Source organism: Mycobacterium adipatum (genome assembly GCF_001644575.1).
Lineage (GTDB): Bacteria > Actinomycetota > Actinomycetes > Mycobacteriales > Mycobacteriaceae > Mycobacterium > Mycobacterium adipatum.
Genome location: NZ_CP015596.1, coordinates 342,722 through 361,811 on the forward strand (window position 1 = coordinate 342,722; position 19,090 = coordinate 361,811).

At 67.3% G+C, this 19,090-nt stretch carries 18 protein-coding genes; 2 read left to right on the plus strand and 16 right to left on the minus strand.

From position 1 onward, the window contains the following. Positions 1-15: 15 nt before the first annotated feature. The 13 genes from A7U43_RS01540 to fadD5 form a co-directional block, all read right to left on the minus strand. Positions 16-729: a mammalian cell entry protein gene (locus A7U43_RS01540; protein ID WP_067990375.1), complete on the minus strand. Its 714-nt coding sequence runs from the start codon at positions 727-729 to the stop codon at positions 16-18. After that, complete coding sequence (locus A7U43_RS01545; RefSeq protein ID WP_067990379.1) at positions 696-1,247, minus strand: mammalian cell entry protein; 552 nt, start codon at positions 1,245-1,247, stop codon at positions 696-698. Before A7U43_RS01545 ends, A7U43_RS01540 begins: the two co-directional genes overlap by 34 nt. After that, complete coding sequence (locus A7U43_RS01550; protein WP_067990382.1) at positions 1,244-2,215, minus strand: RDD family protein; 972 nt, start codon at positions 2,213-2,215, stop codon at positions 1,244-1,246. Before A7U43_RS01550 ends, A7U43_RS01545 begins: the two co-directional genes overlap by 4 nt. After that, on the minus strand, positions 2,212-2,850 hold the full coding sequence (locus A7U43_RS01555; protein WP_067990385.1) for a hypothetical protein: 639 nt from the start codon (positions 2,848-2,850) through the stop codon (positions 2,212-2,214). Before A7U43_RS01555 ends, A7U43_RS01550 begins: the two co-directional genes overlap by 4 nt. Further along, the gene (locus tag A7U43_RS01560; RefSeq protein WP_068001698.1) at positions 2,820-4,370 is read right to left on the minus strand and encodes an MCE family protein; all 1,551 of its coding nucleotides are present in this window, start codon (positions 4,368-4,370) and stop codon (positions 2,820-2,822) included. The genes A7U43_RS01555 and A7U43_RS01560 overlap by 31 nt, the downstream gene beginning before the upstream one ends. Before the next feature lie 6 nt (positions 4,371-4,376). After that, positions 4,377-5,531, minus strand: coding sequence for a virulence factor Mce family protein (locus A7U43_RS01565; protein ID WP_067990388.1), 1,155 nt, complete (start codon positions 5,529-5,531; stop codon positions 4,377-4,379). Further along, on the minus strand, positions 5,531-7,174 hold the full coding sequence (locus tag A7U43_RS01570) for a virulence factor Mce family protein (protein ID WP_067990390.1): 1,644 nt from the start codon (positions 7,172-7,174) through the stop codon (positions 5,531-5,533). Before A7U43_RS01570 ends, A7U43_RS01565 begins: the two co-directional genes overlap by 1 nt. 10 nt (positions 7,175-7,184) lie before the next feature. Next, a complete protein-coding gene (locus A7U43_RS01575; RefSeq protein WP_067990393.1) occupies positions 7,185-8,771 on the minus strand; it encodes a virulence factor Mce family protein in 1,587 nt (528 codons plus the stop codon). Then, a complete protein-coding gene (locus A7U43_RS01580) occupies positions 8,768-9,799 on the minus strand; it encodes an MCE family protein (protein ID WP_067990396.1) in 1,032 nt (343 codons plus the stop codon). Before A7U43_RS01580 ends, A7U43_RS01575 begins: the two co-directional genes overlap by 4 nt. 58 nt (positions 9,800-9,857) lie before the next feature. Next, positions 9,858-11,078 (minus strand): MCE family protein, encoded by a 1,221-nt coding sequence (locus tag A7U43_RS01585; protein ID WP_067990399.1) that lies wholly within the window; start codon positions 11,076-11,078, stop codon positions 9,858-9,860. Between the two features lie 4 nt (positions 11,079-11,082). Beyond that, on the minus strand, positions 11,083-11,952 hold the full coding sequence (locus A7U43_RS01590) for an ABC transporter permease (protein WP_067990402.1): 870 nt from the start codon (positions 11,950-11,952) through the stop codon (positions 11,083-11,085). Between the two features lies 1 nt (position 11,953). Next, positions 11,954-12,691 (minus strand): MlaE family ABC transporter permease, encoded by a 738-nt coding sequence (locus A7U43_RS01595; protein WP_197500015.1) that lies wholly within the window; start codon positions 12,689-12,691, stop codon positions 11,954-11,956. 277 nt (positions 12,692-12,968) lie between these two features. Continuing rightward, on the minus strand, positions 12,969-14,597 hold the full coding sequence (gene fadD5 / locus A7U43_RS01600) for a fatty-acid--CoA ligase FadD5 (RefSeq protein WP_156525810.1): 1,629 nt from the start codon (positions 14,595-14,597) through the stop codon (positions 12,969-12,971). A 170-nt stretch (positions 14,598-14,767) separates the two neighbouring features. Here fadD5 and A7U43_RS01605 point away from each other — a divergent pair, with 170 nt between their 5' ends. Continuing rightward, positions 14,768-15,448: a GntR family transcriptional regulator gene (locus tag A7U43_RS01605; protein ID WP_067990409.1), complete on the plus strand. Its 681-nt coding sequence runs from the start codon at positions 14,768-14,770 to the stop codon at positions 15,446-15,448. Here A7U43_RS01605 and A7U43_RS01610 read toward each other — a convergent pair. Both A7U43_RS01610 and A7U43_RS01615 read right to left on the minus strand, forming a co-directional pair. Next, positions 15,445-15,888: an SRPBCC family protein gene (locus tag A7U43_RS01610; protein WP_067990411.1), complete on the minus strand. Its 444-nt coding sequence runs from the start codon at positions 15,886-15,888 to the stop codon at positions 15,445-15,447. The genes A7U43_RS01605 and A7U43_RS01610 overlap by 4 nt on opposite strands. A gap of 22 nt (positions 15,889-15,910) precedes the next feature. After that, complete coding sequence (locus A7U43_RS01615) at positions 15,911-16,333, minus strand: acyl-CoA thioesterase (RefSeq protein WP_197499942.1); 423 nt, start codon at positions 16,331-16,333, stop codon at positions 15,911-15,913. Between the two features lie 26 nt (positions 16,334-16,359). Between A7U43_RS01615 and A7U43_RS01620 the strand changes: the two genes are divergently transcribed. Next, positions 16,360-17,442, plus strand: a complete 1,083-nt coding sequence (locus A7U43_RS01620; protein WP_067990416.1) for an alcohol dehydrogenase catalytic domain-containing protein — start codon at positions 16,360-16,362, stop codon at positions 17,440-17,442. Here the strand turns inward: A7U43_RS01620 and A7U43_RS01625 are convergent. Then, positions 17,424-18,986, minus strand: coding sequence for a phospholipase D-like domain-containing protein (locus A7U43_RS01625; protein WP_067990419.1), 1,563 nt, complete (start codon positions 18,984-18,986; stop codon positions 17,424-17,426). The genes A7U43_RS01620 and A7U43_RS01625 overlap by 19 nt on opposite strands. Positions 18,987-19,090: the final 104 nt, after the last annotated feature.

A 19,090-nucleotide genomic window follows, 5' to 3' on the forward strand; every position in this document is an offset into this window, starting at 1 on the left:
CGCGGCCGGTAGCCGTTACAGCCTGGGCGTCAGATCCAATGAGGTGATGGCGTTCATCTGGGTGATGAGCCAATCGGTGCCGCGCTTCTCCATGTTGAGCCGGTAGGACAGGTAGCGCAGCGACGGGATGTTCTTGGTGACCGGACTGGTCGCCACCGAGTTGGTGTACACGATCGCCGACGCGCTGTCGGCGTCCAACGATTCCACCGCGGCGCCGAGCACCTGGGTGTTGTTGGACACCTGGGCCTGCTTGTTGGGCGCGGCGATCGCGTCGATGTACTTGCGGTACTCGGCCTGGAAGTCGCCGCCGAGGAATTTGGCGGCCCGATCGGGCAACGTCTCCATGTCCTCGGGTGTGTAGGTCCACAGTGTGGTGATGGCATCGGCGGCGGTACCCGCGATATCCAGCTTCACCTGGACCAGGGCCCGGTCGGTCAGATACGGCGCCGCGTTGGCCCCGGCGAAGGCGGCAGCGACGACGAACAGCGCGGCACCGGCGAGGGCCGCCATCTTCGCCCCGCGGCCCGGCGGACGATGCGGCACCAGGACGGGCTCGGCAGGCGCCGCCGCCTCATCGGGTGCCTGGTCGGATGCGTCCTCGGGCATCCCGTCCGACGCCCCAACGGAGGCCCCGGCGGACGCCACATCGGACGCGGCCTCGACGTCGGCGGTGGCCTCGGTATCGGCCCCGGTGGTCAGATCACCTGAATCAGCCGGCTGATCTTCCACTGCTGTCCCTCCTTGATCGCCGTTGCCACCCAACGACTTCCGGTCTCGATGGTCTGCTTGCCGTCCGGGGTGGTGGTGGTCATCTTGGTGGCGACCAGCACGTCGGCGCTGCCGTCGTCATTCCACCGTTGCACACCCGCCTCCAGCACTTCGCCGTTGGTGGGCTCATTGCGGGCCACCTGCAGCACGATCTCGTTCTGCTTCTCGGTGAACGTCTTCTCGAACTCCCCGGTGCCCTGTGCCAGGATCCGGTCGGCGTAATCGTTGGCGTTGAAGGGATCCAGCGTCGTGTACGCCCGCATGAAGGCGCGCACATAGCCCAACGCGTCGGCATCGCGCACCTGGGTTCGCCGGTCGGCCTCGTGCACGACCGTCATGAACGTGGCCAGGCCCAGCGTCACCGCGGTCAGCAGCGCGCAGATCCCGGCGACCAGCGGCAGGCCCCAGCGGGTGGGCGGGTCGACCGGCGCGTGGAAGTACTCGGGTGCCTGCGAGTCGACGACGCGGCGCGGGCTCATCGGCCGCCCCCCGCATACGGCTTGGTCAGCACGGACAGATTCTGCACCTGCCACTGATCGCCGTTCTTCACGAAGTCCGCGCGCACCGTGGCGGTGATGAACCGCATGGCGTTCGGGTCGCTGCCGCGCTGCCCCTGCATCGCCAACAACATGGATGCGGTGGTGGTGGTCGGGGCGGGCTGCTCCAGCACCACGCTGTTGACCGCCCAGTACTCGTTGGACACCAGCGGGGCCTTCTGCAGCGCCTCCTGCTGCTCGAGTAACTGCGGCCGGTAGATGTCACTGGCCAGCGACTGTGCGCGGGCGAAATCGTCCTTGGCGGTGTCCGGGGCGTAGCTCAGCACCTGTTCCACAATGCGGGCGCCCTGGGCGGCGATCTCGTTGCGCGCGGCGTCCAGGGCGCGTTCCTGGCGGTACACCACCAGATAGCCGGCGGCGGTCGCGGCCGCACACAGCAGCGTGGCGACCACCAGCCCGATCGCCACCGGGCGGCGCGGGTCACGAGTCGGTTCACCGACCCGGTGCACCTCGGTGCGCAGCAACAGGTCGGCGAGGGTCCGGTGCCGCCGGTCCCACAGCGGCCACAGCCAGCCCAGGAACACGGCCGCGGTGTCCAGCAGGTGAGCGATATCGCGGATCAGCAGCCGCCCGGTGCCCGCGGGCGCGCCGTCGCTGCTCCGCACCACCCGGATGCCGGTCACGGCACGGCCCACGGTCCAGCCGGTCCGGGACGGCAGCACCCAGCGATTGACCATCATCGCCAGGCCGACCAGGACGGCCACCCCGACATAGACCCACCACAGCCAGCCCATCAGCGGTGCGGTCCAGGCCAGCAGCGCCAGCGTCACGATCAGCGCCGCACCGAAGAGCACGTCAATCCCGAACGCGCCGGCGCGGGCACCCCAGGACGCGGGTACCGCCGGCGCGACCGCTTCGGTGGTCTCGGTCTCCTCGAGCACGGCCGTCACGTGGTGACCTGGACGAGGTTGGCGATCTTGTAGGTGCCGTCGGCGCGTTGCATGGTGACCCGCAACCGGTAGCCCTGTTCCTGGTCGGCGGTCTCGGAGTTCGTCACCTTGGTGCGCACCGCCACGAGCACGTCGACGGAGCCGTCATCGTGGTGGCGTTCGACGGCGGCACGCAGATCGGCCACCTCGACCCGGACATTGGCGGCCTGGTAGGCCTCCATCATCATCGAGCTGTAGAACACCGCCTGGGCTCCGAAATCCCCCGTCGCGCAATCGACGATCTTGGCCTGGGCGGCACCCATCGACGCAGTGTCGGGTGCCTGGGTTGCCGTCACACAATCCTTGGCCGCCTGCAGCGCCACCGCATCGTCGCGGGCGATCTGATCGCTCTGGGCGTTCGAGCGGGACAGCAGATACCCGCCCGCGGCCAGCGTCCCGGCCGCCAGGAAGAGCACCAGGCAGATACTGACGAGCCAACCCTGACCGAAGCGCCCGTGATTCGGCTCCTCGATGATTTTCGGTTCTGCGGACTCCGCCGGGGCGTCCACGGGCGATGCCTCCGCCGCCTCGTCGGCAGCGGTGTCGTTCTGGTTGTCGGTGGGGTTCAGCCGGCTGGTGCCAGCATCTCCTTCCATCCGCTATCTCCTGGGTTACTCGAGTTGGTGACGGAGTACTTGACCCCATCGGGTCCGACCACCTCACCGCTGGACGGGCTGTAGACCGCCGATGGACCTGCTGCCGGAGTGTAGATGCACGGGTTGGGTTGCTGTCCACTGCAGGTGACCGTGCCCTGGCCAGGTGGGGTCAACGGGTCGCTGGTCGGCAGCGTCGACTCCGGCGGTGGGAGCTGGCTGGCCGGCAGCGGGTTCATCCCGTTGTTGATCGACGGCGCCGGAATCACCTGACCGGGGTTGACCGGCTGGGTGCAGCGCGCACCCGCGGCGGGGCAGTCGACGATCTGGTTCGGGTCGCCGTACCAGGGGTTGGTGCCCAGCGGCACGTACGGTTCCTCGCTTCGGCACTCCCGCGGGGTGGCCGCCCGCTTGCCCGGCACATCGGCGCACGGGTAGTTACGCGCACCGCGGACCGCGTTGGGCGCGTCCTTGGGGATCTTGCAGTACAGGCCCTCCGGCAACGGGTCGGTGGAGGTGTCCGCCGGTGAGCGCCACTGCGAGGCCGGCAGGAAGCCGGTCAGGCAGGGCGGCGGGCTGTTGATTCCGAGGGCCAGGTGAATCAGTCCCTCCGGCGCGAAGATCGTGGACGTTTGCGCGATCGCCGCGCCCTGGGGCAGCACCACCAGCACCTGCTCGACGTTCTTGTTGTAGCGCTTGAGCATGTCGATGACGACTTCGAGATTGGCCAGCGTCTGCGGCAGCGATTCCTGCACATCGCTGAACACGGCGTTGAGCTGATCGGCCGTGGGTGCGGCCTGCTGCAGCCCGCTGCGCAGCGCCGCGTCCTTCTCGGCGGTCTGGGCGGTGATGGTGTTCAGGTTGGCCGCCCACCGTGAGATGGCGTCACCGGAGTTCACCTGTGAGTCGATGATCGGCCCGGAGTTCTCGACGATATCGGTCACCGATGACAGATTCTCCCGGAAGTCACCGGCCAGCGCCTGGGTGCCGTCGACAAGGCGTTGCAGTGACGGCCCGAGACCGCCGACCGCCTTCGCCGTCTCGTCGAGCAGGACACTGATCTTCTCCGCCGGCAGCGCCGCCAGGCCACGCTGGGCCGAGTCGAGTGCCGGACCGACCTCCGCGGGCACCCGGCCCTTGGTGATGGTGTCGCCGTCGTTGAAGTACTGCCCGGTGTTCTCGGTGGAGACCAGATCGAGGAACTGTTCACCGACCGCCGACACCGAGTGCACATTGGCGACCGTGTCGACGGGCACCCTGGTGCTGTCCTCGATGTTCATCGTCACCCGGGCACCCTGTTCGGTGGGCTCCACCGAGGTGACCTTGCCGACGGTGGTACCGCGGAAGGTGACGTTGGCCGTCTCGTACAGCCCGGCCGAGTTGGGCAGATTCGCGTACAGGCGGTACATACCGATGCCGGCGTAGGCCGGCAGCCGTAGGTAGCCCAGCGACAGCACCACCAGTGCCACCACCGTCAACGCGACGAAGATGAGCAACTGGGTCTTGATCATTCGGGTCAGCAGCATGCTCTACTCCGACCTTTCGATCAGCGGACCGCCGGGCGCGTTGTTCGGGTTCGGCGTGAACCGCACGTCCGGGATCATCGTCGCCGGATCCCGGCCCCAGGCCTGTTCCAGTGCCCGCAGCATGCCCGAGATACCGGTGCCCGAGAGGAAACCGTTGTCGATGGCACTCAGGGTGAGGTCGATGGTGACCGACACGTTGATGTAGTCACCGCGGATCGCTTTCGGGATGTTCTCGATGTTGAACGGCACCGTCAGCAGCAGCTTCAGCGCACCGACCAGGTACGGCGAGGCCTTCGCCAGCTCCCGCAGCGGGCGCTGCAGGTTCTTCAGGTTGGTGTTCAGGTTGGCGTTGGTGTTGCTCAACGTCTCGTCGGCGGTCGCGCTCAGCCGGCCCAGTGCGGTCACCGCATCGGCGAACAGATCCCGGGTCTCCGCGAAATGCTGGATCAGCGGCGGGAACTCGGTGAGCACCCGGTCCAGCGTCTCGTTACGGTCGGCGACGATGGCAAGCAGCCGGTCGGTCGAATCGATGGCCCGGGTGATGTCCTGGCGCTGCTCGTTCAGCTCGAAGGTGAAGGTGTCGAGCCGATTCAGGAACTCCCGGATCTCACCGGAGCGCCCCGTCAGGATCGCGTTGACCTCATTCTGGATCACCTCGATGTTCGGGATACCACCGCCGGTGAGGATGCCCGAGACGCTGGCCAGCGTCCGCTCGATGGTCGGGAACGCCGACGAACGCGCCAGCGGGATGGTGTCCCCGTTGCGCAGCGGCTCCGGCGACGGGGCCTCATCCTCGGGCTGGTCCAGTTCGACGTGCTGTGAACCCAGCAGTGAGGTCTGGCCGATGCGGGCCACCGCGTTCTGCGGCAGCTCGACACCGGGCTCCAGGTCCACCGTCAGCAGCGGCACCCAGTTCTTCAGCTCGATCTTGCGCACCCGGCCGACGAACACATCGGCCACCCGGACCCGGCTGTTGGCGTTGAGCGCCAACGTCTCCGGCATCTGGATGTAGATCGTCGAGTGCCCGGACTGCGTGCCCGGCCCACCCGGCAACGGCACGTTGGCGATACCGCGCCACTGCCCACAGCCACTGAGCATCAGCCCGGCCGCGGCGAGCGCGACCGTGCGGATGCCGAGTCGTCTCCAGTTACGGCTCATCACGCGCCACCTGCCTCTGCGGGCAGCGGAGGCCCGGGCGGAGCCGGCGCAGCGGGTGCTGCGGGCACGGCCACCGCCGCGGCCGGCGGCGGATCACCGGGGATCACACCGGGCGCCGGGATGGGCGGCGGCCCGGGCTGCGGGTACCACGGCGGCGGCAGCGGGGTGTTCTCGCTGTACGCGTTCGGCGGGCCGGGCAGGTTGCCGCCCGGCGGCACACCGAAGGCCGGCGGTGCCGGCGGCGGCACGATATCGGGCCCACCGAGCAACGCAGCCAACGAATCCGGAGTCAGCATGTTCGCGGTGAACGGCTGCACCTCGACGCCCTGCATACCGGGCGCGACGATCCAGCCCGGCTCGTGGTTGCCGTGCGAGAACAGGGTGTCGCGGGAGAAGATGCCCGGCACGGTGGTGTCCTTGTAGCCCGGGGGCGGACGCAGCCGCGGCTCGGAGTACGCGATCTGCTTGGGCAGCGTCATCGCACCGGCGGCCAGGTTCGCCCCGAACGGGATGTAGTTGAACTTCATCGCATCCATCACCGGCGCCAGGTACTGCGCGCACAACTCCGCGGACTCCTGGTAGCCGAGCCGGCTGCCGGCCTGGATCGAGCTGCAGATGAAGTTCAGCGGGTTGGAGAAGTTGGTGACGCCGGGCAGCACGGGCAGGCTGACGATGCCGCCCTGGTTGGGCGCCACCACGTTGACGACGTTGGCGACCAGGTTGGGATAGGCGTGCAGACCGGTCTCCAGGCCGTCCCGGGGTTCGGGCTGCAGAATCGCGTTCGTCACCTCCGCCAGGTTGTTGACGTCGTTGGTGAGCGGTGTGCCGTTCTCGTCGAGGAACTTCCGGGTGGTGGCCAGCACCGAGTTCAGATCGTCCAGCGCGGTGGCGACCTCACGGTCGGTGTTGGTGAACGAATTGGTGAACTGCGCCAGATCATTGTTGAGCGCCACGAACTGCTGGTCACTCTTGTGCAGGGCGTTGACGAAGACGGCCAGGCTCTTGACGATCCCGACGAAGTCACCGCGGCCCTCGTTGAGCGCGCTCACCGCGTCCGACAGACCCTTGAGGGTCTTGTTGAACTGTTCGCCCTTGCCTTCGAAACCGTCGGCGAACGATTCGACGATGTCACCGAACGGGCCCTTCGGCTGCTCCGGTGTCGGCCCGAGATCGGCCAGCAGCCGGGTCACCTGATCGCGCACCTCGTCGTACTCGATCGGGACCTGGGTGCGGTCCTCGTCGATGACCGCACCGTCCTGCATCGCCGGCCCGCCGGTGTAAGGCGGGGACAGCTGGATGACCCGCGACGCCACCAGCGACGGGTTGAGGATGGAGGCGCTGGCGTTTTCGGGCACCTTGTACTTGCTGTCCCAGTGCAGGACGACCTTCATCCGGTCGCCCTCGGGTTCGATCGAGTCGATCGAGCCGACCCTGACGCCCATGATGAGCACCTTGTCGCCCGGGTACAGCGCCAGCGCCTGCGGGAAGTAGGCGGTGACCGTGGTGGTGGTCAGCTTCTTGTAGACGGTCCAGCCCACGGCGGCGGCGCCCACGGCGACGGCCAACACGATGGCGCCCATGATGACGGCCGCCTTCGAGAAGCGCGGCAACTGGATGTTGCGGATGTTGAAGATCGTCGACATCTACTCGGCCCTATCCCTGAGATCCGGGCGGAAGGAACGGCGGGTTACCGGGTAGCGGCTCGGTGCCCACCGGCGAGAGCTGCTGGCCCGGACCGGCCGGCGGCGGCGGTCCCGGCAGCGGCGGCGGCAGCGGCGCGCGACTCGGAATGGGTCCCGGCGGGGCCGGAACCCCGGGCGGACCGACCGGCACGGTGCGTGCCCCCGGCGGACCGGGCACCAGCGGCACCGGGGTACCCGGCACGTTGGGCGGCAACTGGCCGGGGATACCGGCGCTCGGGATACCCGGTGTCGGGCCGAGGCCGTGCGCGTTCGGATCGGAGGTCTGGACTCCGACGGGGCCCTGATAGTTCGGGCCGTACGGGTTGTCGCCGAACGGGCCGACGGTGAGATCCGCACAGGGCAGCGGGTTTCCGGGACGCGGCAGGCCGTCGGCCGGCGGCGTGTAGGAACACGGCGACCCCTTGGGCACGGCCGGGCCCGGGAACTCCGGGGTGCCTTCGAGCACCCGCGGTGCCGGCGGCGGCGCGCCGTTCTCGAAACGGGTGCCGTTGGGATCCGGGAACTGGAAGGCGGGCAGGCCGGCGTTGCGCCAGAACTCCTCCGGGTTGATGCCGCGCTTCTTGAATGCGGCATCGACGAAGGGTTGCAGCAATGTGGGGGGCAGCAGGTTGACCAGCATCACCTTGAAGTACGGGCCCGAGGCCAGTGCCTCGGCCAGCGAGGTGACGAATTTGCCTGCGATGCTCAGGGTGTCGGCGAGGTCCTGCTTGCGCTCCACCAGGGTGTCACTGACGGTGTTGAGCTGCGTGAGCACCTTGTTGAGGTTCGGATTGTCGTTGATCAACCCGGAGACCTGCTCGGACACCCCGGAAATGCGCTCCAACAGCAGGTTGACGGCCTGACTGCGCTCGTTCACCGCGGCGAGCAGGGTCTGCGCGTTGACCAGCAGCGCGTTCACCTGACCGCTGCGGTCACCGAGCACGGTGGCGATCTTGTTGGCGTTGGCCAGCAGCTGCTTGAGATCCTCGTCGCGCTGACCGAGTGTGTCGGAGAACCGCTGCACACCCTCCAACGCGCCTTGCAGGTGCGGGTAGGTCTGATCGACGGTCTCGGACAACACATTCAGCGACTGCTTGATGGCCTGGGTGTCCCAACCGGACGCCGCCTCGGTGACGTCCAGGAACGCGTCGTAGATCTGATAAGGCGTCTGGGTCTGTTCCACCGGCAGGAAGCCACGCGGTTTCAGCAGCGTGTCACCGCGCGGCTCGACCTCGATGTTCTTGCGGCCCAGCACGGTATCGGTGCGGATCGCCGCACGGCTCTCGGTGCCGATCTGGCGACCGCCGAGGGTGTAGCCGATCTCGACCTTGTCGCCCTTGATCTCCATGCTCTGCACGGTGCCGACGTCGACGCCGGCGATGCGCACCTTGTCGGAGACGCTCAGACCTCCGGTGTCATTGAACTGTGCGTAGTAGGTCGGCACCGCGAACAGCATCGGCACGCTGGTGATGCTGGAACCGACACCGATGACCAGTGCCACCGTCACCACGCCCATCACACCCTTACGGATGCGGTCCGAACCCTGGATTGTCCTCATTGCGGTGTGCACCTCCCCGTCGGCTGGGTGGTCACCTTGACGACGCGGGTCGGGCCTCCCGGCTGGAGGCCGTTGAGCCGCAGCGACAGATCGCAGGCGTAGAAGTTGAAGAAGTCACCGTAGATGCCACCGGCGCGTCCGATGACCCGCAACGATGCCGGGATCTTCGCGACGATGTCGTTGACCTGATCGAGCTGATCGATCAGCGGCTGCTGGATGGTCTCCAGGTACCCGAACGTGTCCCGCAGCAGTGGCCGGTTGTCGGCCAGCAGATCCGACAGCGACCCGGCGGCATTGCTGATGTCGGCAACCGAGGCGCCGATCGGGTCGGCGCGGTCCTTCAGACCGGTGATCAGCGTCTCGAAATTCTTCAACGTGTCATCGAACTGCTTCTGGTGCTTGACCGTGGTGTCCAGGACCGTATTGAGGTTGGTGATGACCTCACCGATCGCCTGGTCGCGATCGGCCAGCGCGGACGTGAGCTCGGCCGTCTGGTCCAGGATGTTGTTGATCGTCCCGCCCTGGCCTTGGAAGATCGTGATGATCGAGGTCGCGATGTTGTTGACCTTGTCCGCGTCAAGGGATTTGAACAGCGGGCGGAATCCGCCGACCAGCGCGTCGAGGTCGAGCGCGGGTTCGGTGCGTTCCACCGGAATGGTGCTGCCGCCGGGCAGCACCGCGTCGCTGTCGCCGCGGCGCAGTTCCACGTAGCGGTTACCGATCAGATCCAGGTAGCGGATCGCGGCGGTGGTCTCCTGGAACAACTGGAGATTGCGTTCCACCGCGAAGTCGACCCGGACCTGGTTGCCGCCGTCGATGAGGACGACGTCCTCGACCTTGCCGACCTCGACGCCGTAGGCGCGCACGAACTGTCCGGCACGCAGGCCGCTGGCGTTCTCGAAAATCGCCGAATAGCCGGTGGTGCGGTCGAAGCGCAGCTGCGCGAAGACCACGAAGATGACCGCGGTGAAGGTGAGCAGCACCGCGGATATCGCACCGAGCTTGAAAATCGTTCCCTTGATACTCATGCGGGCACCTCGCAGGCTCGGGCCCCGCATGCCGTTTGTCGATTCGCTCCATAGTCGCTCATGGGTTGATCGTGTACTCCCCCACTTGGCGTCCCCAGACGTACTCGTTCATGATCGGCTGGCCGAGTTCGAAGTGGTTGTACGGCGCGATGCTCGCGCCGGTGTCCATCACCAGATACGGCATCGGCCACAGATCCCTGGTGATCGGCTGCCAGCAGCCGGGCCGCCCGCCCGGACCGCCACTGGCGTTGACGCGAGGCAGGTTGTCCGGGAAGACATACGGGTTGCCGGCGCCCAGCACCGAGGAGCGCATCACCAGCGAGTAGCCGTTACCGCCCAGCGATGCCGCGAGCTTCGGGGCCACATCGTGGTAGTTGCGGATGGTGCAGAGCAACTCGGGGCTGTAATAGTCCAGCAGCTTCGAGGTGGGCAGCAGGTCTTGCGCACCGCGCACCAGGTACGGCCCGCCCCGCTCGAAGATGTCGGCGCCGGTGTTGCCGAAGCCCACGGCCGCCATCAGCGCCGCGTCGATATTGCCCTGCTCGTCGTTGAGCGCCTGAGCGGTGGTGACCGCGTTGCTCAGTCCGTCGAACAGATCCGGTGCCGCCTCGGAGTACACCTCGCCCAGGTCGGCCAGGCCGGCGATGTCGCGGCGGATCTGCGGCATCCGCGGATTCAGTTCGCCGAGAATGTCATTGCCGTCCACGATCGACTGACCGAACTTGTCGCCGAGCCCGTCGAGGGCCTGGGCGGCGGCGGTCAGGGTCTGGTTCAGCTTCACCGGGTCGATCTGTTCGGCGATCTTCATGATCGTCTCGAACAGGGTGTTGAACTCGGTGGTGGTGCCGGAGGCCTCGATGGTGGCCCCGCTCGCCAGCCGGGTGGCCGCCGGGTTGTCCGGGGACAGGAAGGAGATGTACTTGTTGCCGAACACCGTGGTGGCCCGCAGTTCGGCCTCCACGTTGGACGGGATGAGCGACAGATACTTCGGGTCGACGTCGAGGGTGAGCTTGGCTTTGGGAACCTCACCGACCGTGACCACACCGGCCTCGGTGAGGCGCCCGATCGGGACGCCGTTGAAGGTGACCTTGGAACCCGGGTCCATTGCCAGACCGGCACGTTCGGCCATCACCGTCAACTGGACCCGCTTCTCGAAGAAGCCGCGGAACTGCAGCCAGGTCAGGCTCAGGATGAGCGCACTGATCAGCAACAGCACCAGACCGGCCAGCTTGTAGGGCGGGGTCTTGGGTTTGTTCAGAGGTGCCTGCGAAGTCGTCATGGCGTTACACCGTGAGGTTGAAGTTCGGGTCGGTGCCGTACAGCGCCAACGAGGCCAACAGCACCACCAACACGATGGCGATCAGCGAGGTCCGCATCGAGCGGCCCACCGCCTCGCCCACGCCCACCGCGCCGCCGCTGGCGAAGTAGCCGAAGTAGCAGTGGTTCAACATGATGATGATCGACATGATGATGACCTCCAGGAACGACCACATGACGTCGTCGACGCGGAGGAACGTGTGGAAGTAGTGCTCGTAGGTACCGACCGACTGTGAATAGAACACCGTGGTGACCAGCTGAGCGGACAGGAAGGACAGCAGGATCGCCATCGCGTAGAGCGGGACGATGACGATGGCCCCGGCCATCAGGCGGGTGGACACCAGGTACGAGATCGACTTGATGCCCATCACTTCCAGCGCGTCGATCTCTTCGCTGATGCGCATGGCGCCGAGTTCGGCGGTCGCACCGGCGCCGACGGTGGCGGCCATCGCCTGGCCGGTGACCACGGGCGCGACCACCCGGATGTTGGCCAGGGCGGCGAAGAATCCGGTGAAGGCCTCGACACCGATATTGCCCAGGGAGGCGAAGCCCTGGATGGCGATCAGGGAGCCCGCCGAGAGGGTGACGAAGCCGATGATGGCCACGGTGCCGCCGATGACGGCCATCGCGCCGGTGCCCATGCCGATCTCGGCGACCAGGCGCAGCGCCTCGCGGCGGTAGTTCTTGAACGCGTGCGGAAGTGAACCGACCGCCTGCACCACGAACCAGGCGACATGGCCGATGCTGTCGAGGAATCGGGCGGGCCCGCCGGCGAAGCCGCGGGTGCGGTCGAACGCGCGGGGGAAGCGGGTCCGCAGGACTGCAGCTGTGCTCACGTCAGCCTCCCGTTCCGAAGCGGACGCCGATGGTGGTCAGCACCACGTTCACCGCGAACAGCGCGACCACGCAGAGCACCAGGGTTTCGTTCACCGCGGTCCCGACCCCCTTCGATCCACCGGCGACGGTCAGGCCCCGGTAGCAGCCGACCAGCCCGGCGATGAGCCCGAACAGGGTGGCCTTGATGACCGAGATCATCACCTCGGGGAAACCGGTGAGCAGCGTCAGCGTGGAGACGTAGGCGCCGGCGTTGACGTTCTGGATGTAGACACCGAAGAAGTAGCCGCCCACGAGGCCGATGGTGATCACCGCGCCGTTGAGCAGGAAGGCCACGAAGGTCGCGGCGACGACGCGGGGTGCCACGAGGCGTTCGATGGGATCGATGCCGAGCACCTCCATCGCGTCGATCTCTTCGCGGACGGTGCGGGCCCCGAGGTCGGCGCAGATGGCCGTGGATCCCGCGCCGGCGACCACGAGCACCGTGACCAGCGGCCCGAGCTGGGTGACGGCGCCGAGCGCGGCGCCGGCACCGGAGACGTCTGCGGCACCGAACTCGGCCAGCAGGATGTTGAGCGTGAAGATGATGAGCACGGTCAGCGGGATGGACACCGCCAGCGTCGGCAGGAAGGCGACCCGGATCAGGAACCAGCTCTGCAGCACGAATTCCTTGAACTGGAAGGGCCTGGTGAGCAGCGCCTTCCCCGTCAAGACGCTCATCTTGAAGAAGCCGCCGACCATGGTCAGCGGTTTGTCGAGCTGTTCCTTGACGTAGTCGACCAGACCGTTGCCCGCCGTCACCGGCACACCTCGGAACCGAGTTCACAGCGTGGCGGCATCACCTGTCGCACGCCCCCTCCTTCACTTACTCGGAACCCCGCGTCCGTTGGCCTGTGATGCCGGTCTACCTACTGGTCGGTAGTAAGACAGACCACAGGACTGTACCCGATCCGATACCGGCGGTGTCGCACATCGGCTTTATTCACACCGCAACTGTTAGCAAAGCCGTCCCGTCCGGTTACCTCTCCGAAGCCGTTTCAGAAACCCTTGCCGCAGTGGAACTTTCGTCGGCGTCAATGGAACTCTCCGCACCGAAGGCCGAGCGCAGTTCCGTTTTGAGAACCTTGCCCGACGGATTTCGGGGCAGTGCGTCGACGATCTCCAGCGCCTTGGGGTGCTTGTATCTGGCTAACCTCTCGGTGAGGAAATCGTCGAGTTCGGCGAGCGTGAGGCCCGCTGCGGACAAAGCTACAACAGCGACCGGAACCTCGCCCCATTTCTGGTGTGGTCGCCCGATCACCGCGACCTCGGCAATTGCCGGGTGAGCGGCCAGAACGTTCTCGACCTCCGCGCAGTAGATGTTCTCCCCACCGGAGATGATCATGTCCTTCTTACGATCGACAACCCAGATGTAGCCCTCGTCGTCCTGGCGAACAAGATCGCCGGAGTGGAACCAGCCGCCCGCGAACGACTCGGCGGTGGCTTTGGGGTTGTTCCAGTAGCCCGCCATCAGGGTGGGTGCACGGTAGACGATCTCACCGACCTGACCGACCGGAACGTCGTTCATGTTCTCGTCGACGATGCGGGCCGACACCGTCGGGATCACCCGGCCCACGGAGCCGAGTTTGCGAATTGCATCCTCGCCCAACAACATACAGGTCACCGGAGACATCTCCGTCTGCCCGAATGCGGCGAGGATGCTGGCACCGGGGAACGTCTGGGCCATGTCCTTCAGCAACGTATCCGATGCCGGGGCCGCACCCCAGGACAAGACGCGCAGCACCAACGTGCGCGGCTGGGCGCGCTGGGCGGCACAGACCGCCTGCCACTGCGCGGGCACCAGGAAGATACCGGTCACCTTCTCGGCCTCCAGCACGTCGAGCAGTGCTCCCGGATCGAACGCTCCGAGCGGGTAGAGCACGGTCGGGCGCCCCAAGAGCAGGCCCGGGATCATGTTGCCGATGCCGGCGATGTGGAACAGCGGGACGCCGATGAAACCCACGTCATGGTTCAGGTCGGCGCCGTTGGTGAACAGGAAGGTGAGCGCCTGCCCGGTGATGTTGGTGTGGGTGAGCACCGCGCCCTTGGGCCGGCCGGTGGTGCCCGAGGTGTACATGATCAACGCCGGCGAGTCGTTCGGGATATCGACCGGGGCGGGCGCCGGACCCGGCTCGGCGAGCAGGTCGTCGTAGCCGAGCACACCGTCCTCGGTGGTCCCGCCGGCGACGATCACCGTCGTCAGGGTCGAGTCCAGGTCGCGCACCGCGGTGGCCACCGGCGCCAGCACCGCTTCGGTGATGACCACACGGGCCGCGCAGTCGCTGACCAGGAAGGCAATCTCGGGCGGGGTCATCCGGAAGTTGACCGGGACCGCGATCGCACCCAGCCGGTTGGCGGCCAGGAAGGACTCGATGAATTCGGTGCGGTTCAGCATCAGGATCAGCACCCGGTCGCCGAACTCGACGCCGCGCCGTTGCAGCGCGCCGGCCAGCTTGGTGACCCGTTGGTCGAGTTCGGCCCAGGTGGTGGTGTGGCCGAGGAAGCGCAGGGCCGTCTTCTCGGGCTGCATCAGGGCGTGCCGGGTCAACTGGTTGGACCAGTTCTGCTGACGGGCGAGGTAGGGCTGGTCGGTGCTCTGGGCAGTCACGCGGAGCTCTTTCGTCAGGGATGCGCAACCGGGCTTGCGCGAGGTTTATATTTGATCAACCGTTTATATTTGATCAAACATTGTGTCGTCCCGGTCACACTAGAGCCACACCGGCCCGACGAACAAGCCCGTCCCTACGACATCCGCAGCACCGAGAGGACGGCACCACAGTGAACGCACCGGCGACACCCCGGCCGGCCCGCCGGCGCGAGCAACTCTCCGATGAGGTGGCCGGGCACCTGCGGGCGGCGATCATGTCCGGGTCGCTGCCGCCCGGGACGTTCGTCCGGCTCGACGAGACCGCGGCCCAGCTCGGCGTCAGCATCACCCCGGTACGGGAGGCGCTGCGCACCCTGCGCGGGGAGGGCCTGGTGCAGCTGGAACCGCACCGCGGACATGTGGTGTCACCGTTCACCCGCGACGATATCGCCGACATCTTCTGGCTGCAGGGGACCATCGCCGCCGAACTCGCCGCGACCGCCGCGCGGCGCGTCAACGATGCCGATATCGACGAACTGGAACGGCTGACCGAGGCCCTGGACGCTGCGGTGCAGGGCGGCGATATCGACTCGATCGCGCACGCCGAGTTCAACTTCCACCGCAGGTTCAACCACATCACGAACCGGATGAAGCTGGCCTGGTTCCTGCTGAACGCCGCGCGCTATCTGCCGCCGCACATCTACGCCTCGGATCCGAGCTGGGGAGTGGAGGCGGTGGCCAATCACCGCCAGCTGGTGGTGGCGCTGCGGCAGCGCGACGTCGACGAGGTGGTGCGGCTGACCCGCAGCCAGTTCGACGACGGTGCGCGACGGCTGACCAGCCTGCTCGACGACCTGGGGCTGTGGACCTAGTTTTGCGCCAGCTGCTCGGCGCGGGTCTTGAGGTTGCCGGCCAGATGTTCCAGGGCGTCGTTGACGACCTTCTTCACCATCATCGAGGGAACCCCCGCCATCGAGACCTCGACATCCATGTCGACGGTGAGCAGACTGACCGGACCCATGTCGACGACCGCGAACAACTGCTCCTGCTTGGAGAACAGATTGCCCTGCTGCATCACGGTCTGGATCTGGTTGTCACCCGGGTAGTAGACGGCCTGGATGTAGGTGCCCTGCATGCCCTGGACCGACGTGTCCAGCCGGAGCTGACTGGGCCGGCCGTCGTCGTAGCGGGCGAGCACCCAGGCGCCGGTGACCTCTTCATTCCACTGCGGGTACGCCTCGAAGTCGGCGACGATCCCCATGATGGTGGCGGCGGGCGCGGTGACCTCGACGGTCTTGCTGACAACAGGCATCGGGCGAGCATATCGCCGGAGCTCACTCCAACGTGATGGTGGCCAACAGCTCCCGGATCGCACCGGGGATGGGCATCGACTTGCGGTTCTCCCGGTCGACGTAGACGTGCACCCAGGTGCCGACCGCGGCGACCGGGCCGCCGTCGGCCCACAACCCGGTGCGGTAGGTGACGCTGCTGGTGCCCAACCGGGTCACCGCGAGACCCACCACCAGATCGGACGGGAACTTCAGCTCGGCCAGGTAGCGACAGCTCGATTCGGCGACCACGCCCAGCCACGGCGCGGTCATTGGGTCCACGCCGACCCGGGTGTCGATCCAGGCGTTGATCGCGGTGTCGAACAACTGGTAGTAGATCGCGTTGTTCAGATGGCCGAACATGTCGTTGTCCGTCCACCGCGTCTGCACCGGCCAGTGCAGCGGGAAGTCCGCGCTCGTGTACTCCATGCCGGCCAGCATGTCAGGCTGGAACCATGAAGATCCGCGGTGCGGTGCTGGAAACCATCGGAGCGTCCCGGCCGTATGCGACGTCCAAGCCGCTGGCGGTCTCGGACCTGCACCTCGATGATCCGGGCGACGGTGAGCTGCTGGTCCGTATCGAGGCCGCCGGCCTGTGCCACTCCGACCTGTCGGTCGTCGACGGCAACCGGGTGCGGCCGGTGCCGATGCTGCTCGGCCATGAAGCCGCCGGCATCGTCGAGAAGGTGGGTGGCGCCTCGGATCTCGCACCGGGGCAGCGTGTGGTGATGACGTTCCTGCCGCGGTGCGGGGAGTGCGCGGCGTGCGCGACCGACGGGTTGGCCCCGTGCATCCCCGGTAGCGCGGCCAACGGGGCGGGCACGCTGCTCAGTGGAGCCACCCGGTTGAGCGGCGGAGTGCGCCATCACCTCGGGGTGTCCGGCTTCGCGACCCACGCGGTGGTGGACCGACGCTCGGTGGTGCCCGTCGACCCTGATGTACCGGCTGTCGTCGCCTCCTTGTTGGGATGCGCGGTGCTCACCGGGGGCGGCGCGGTGCTCAACGCCGGCCGGCCCCGGGCCGGGCAGACCGTGGCGATCGTCGGGATGGGTGGGGTCGGGATGGCCGCCATGCTGACCGCCCTGGCACATGAGGACGTCCGCGTCATCGCGGTGGATCGGTTGGCGGACAAGTTGGCCTTGGCCCGCGAACTCGGCGCACACGCGGTGTACACCCCCGAGGAGGTCGACGAGAGGGCCGAGGTGGTGATCGAAGCCGTCGGGCATGCCGGCGCATTGGAGGGCGCGATCGCACTGACCGCGCCGGGCGGGCGTACCGTCACCGTCGGGCTGCCCGCCCCCGAGGCACGAATCACGTTGTCGCCGTTGAATTTGGTCGCCGAGGGACGGACGTTGATCGGCAGCTACCTCGGATCGGCGGTGCCGGCCCGCGATATCCCGCGGTTCGTCGAGCTGTGGCGGGCCGGGCGGTTGCCGGTGGAGAAGCTGGTCTCGGCCACCTTGACACTCGAGCAGATCAACGCCGGCATGGACGAGCTCGCCGACGGACGCGCCGTCCGTCAGATCATCGAGTTCTGACTCGCGGCACCGTCACGGGTCAGACCGGGCAGCCCGATGCGCTCCCCGACCGTGCGGAGCACCGACCACGCCCCCGGTGCGCCCTGCATCAGCGGCCAGGTGATGACCGCGGTGAGCACCGAGCACACACTCTGGGCGATCGAGGCCGGCACCCGAACGGGGTCCATCAGATCGTTCTCGGCCAACGGGCCGGCGTCGGTGGACACCATGGTAGGGGTGAACGTGCGCAGGGACCTGCCGGTGCCGCGAAGTCCGTTGAGCGCCGCCAGTGCCGATCCCCGCTCGGACAGTTCGGCGCGGAAGTCCTCGACGGGCACCCCCAGATGCTCGGCGATCAGACCGTCGCGAACGTCGCGGATATGCGCCCGCACGTCCGCGCGGTCAGCGGAATCGTCAAGGGCCACATCGCATTCGCTGTCAAATCCGAGCGACCTGTTGTTCAGGTTGGACGAGCCGATGCGCAGGAACCGGTCATCGACGATCATGACCTTCGAGTGGATGTACAGCGAGGCGCCCCCGGGCACCGCCGGCCAGTACACCCCGACCCGTCGGTGGTCGTCGGCATCCCACAGCAGCCGCACCATCCGCTCCCGGGCGCTGTCCATCGAGACGGTTTCCAGCGGGCTCTCGGAGGTGCGCGGCAGCACGATGATCACTTCGGGTCCGTCCGGTTCCCGCAGTCGTTCCGCCAGCGCGGCACAGATGCCTCTGGCGGCCAGGTACTGGTTCTCCAGATAGATGACGTCCCGCGCGGCGGCGATGGCGGCGAGGTTCAGCGCCTCCACCTCGCGGACCTCGTCGCGACCCGGCAGGGTGGGGAGGGTACGGGCGATGCCGACCTCGACATTGCGCAGTGCCGGTTCGCAGTCGCGCGGCCATACCGTGGCGCCGGGCCCCACCGGTGGCAGCTCCTGATCCGTGGCCATCTGCCAGCGGTCGCGGGCCAGCTCCGCCAACGCACGTGCGGCCTCGCCGTCGACCACCGTGGCCACTTCGTGGCGAGGGCCGTACGGCTCGCCGCCGGAACGCCGGCCGGGATCGTCGCGGCGGTGATCGCGGGTATCCCAGCGGCCCAGGGTCAGGTCGATTCCCCCGCAGAACGCCACCGCGTCATCGATCACCACGATCTTCTGATGGTGCACAGCCCCGGTCGGGTGCGCCCCGTCCACGGCGAGGTGCATGCGCGCCGAGGTGATCCGGTTCAGCCATTGCACCGGCACGATGCTGTACCAATACCGCTCGAAGAGCGGGAGCAACCGCAGGTTCGACTTCAGGACGTACACCTTCAGGTGCGGTCGCCGCCACAGCAGCCAGAACAGGAACGGACCGAGCTGATTCGGTCCGGGCAGCGTCGCGCGCCCGGGCTCGAACGTCGTGCGGGCGTCGAAATCCCACCCCACCAGCAGGATTCTGTTCTCGGCGCCCAGCATCGCCGACTTCACATGCCTGAGGTAGTCCGCGCCGTCGATGATCGGCGCGAAGCGGGCCGCTTCGGCGGACTTCCAGCACGTCTTGCCGGCCAGCAGCAGGCGTTGGTCGCCCATGATCCGCGCACCTCCTTCGCATCGCGGCGCCGTCGCCCGCGCGTGGACTCACCTAATTAGTCGGTCGCCGCCGGGCGTTACGCACGCCGACGAGACGCACGACA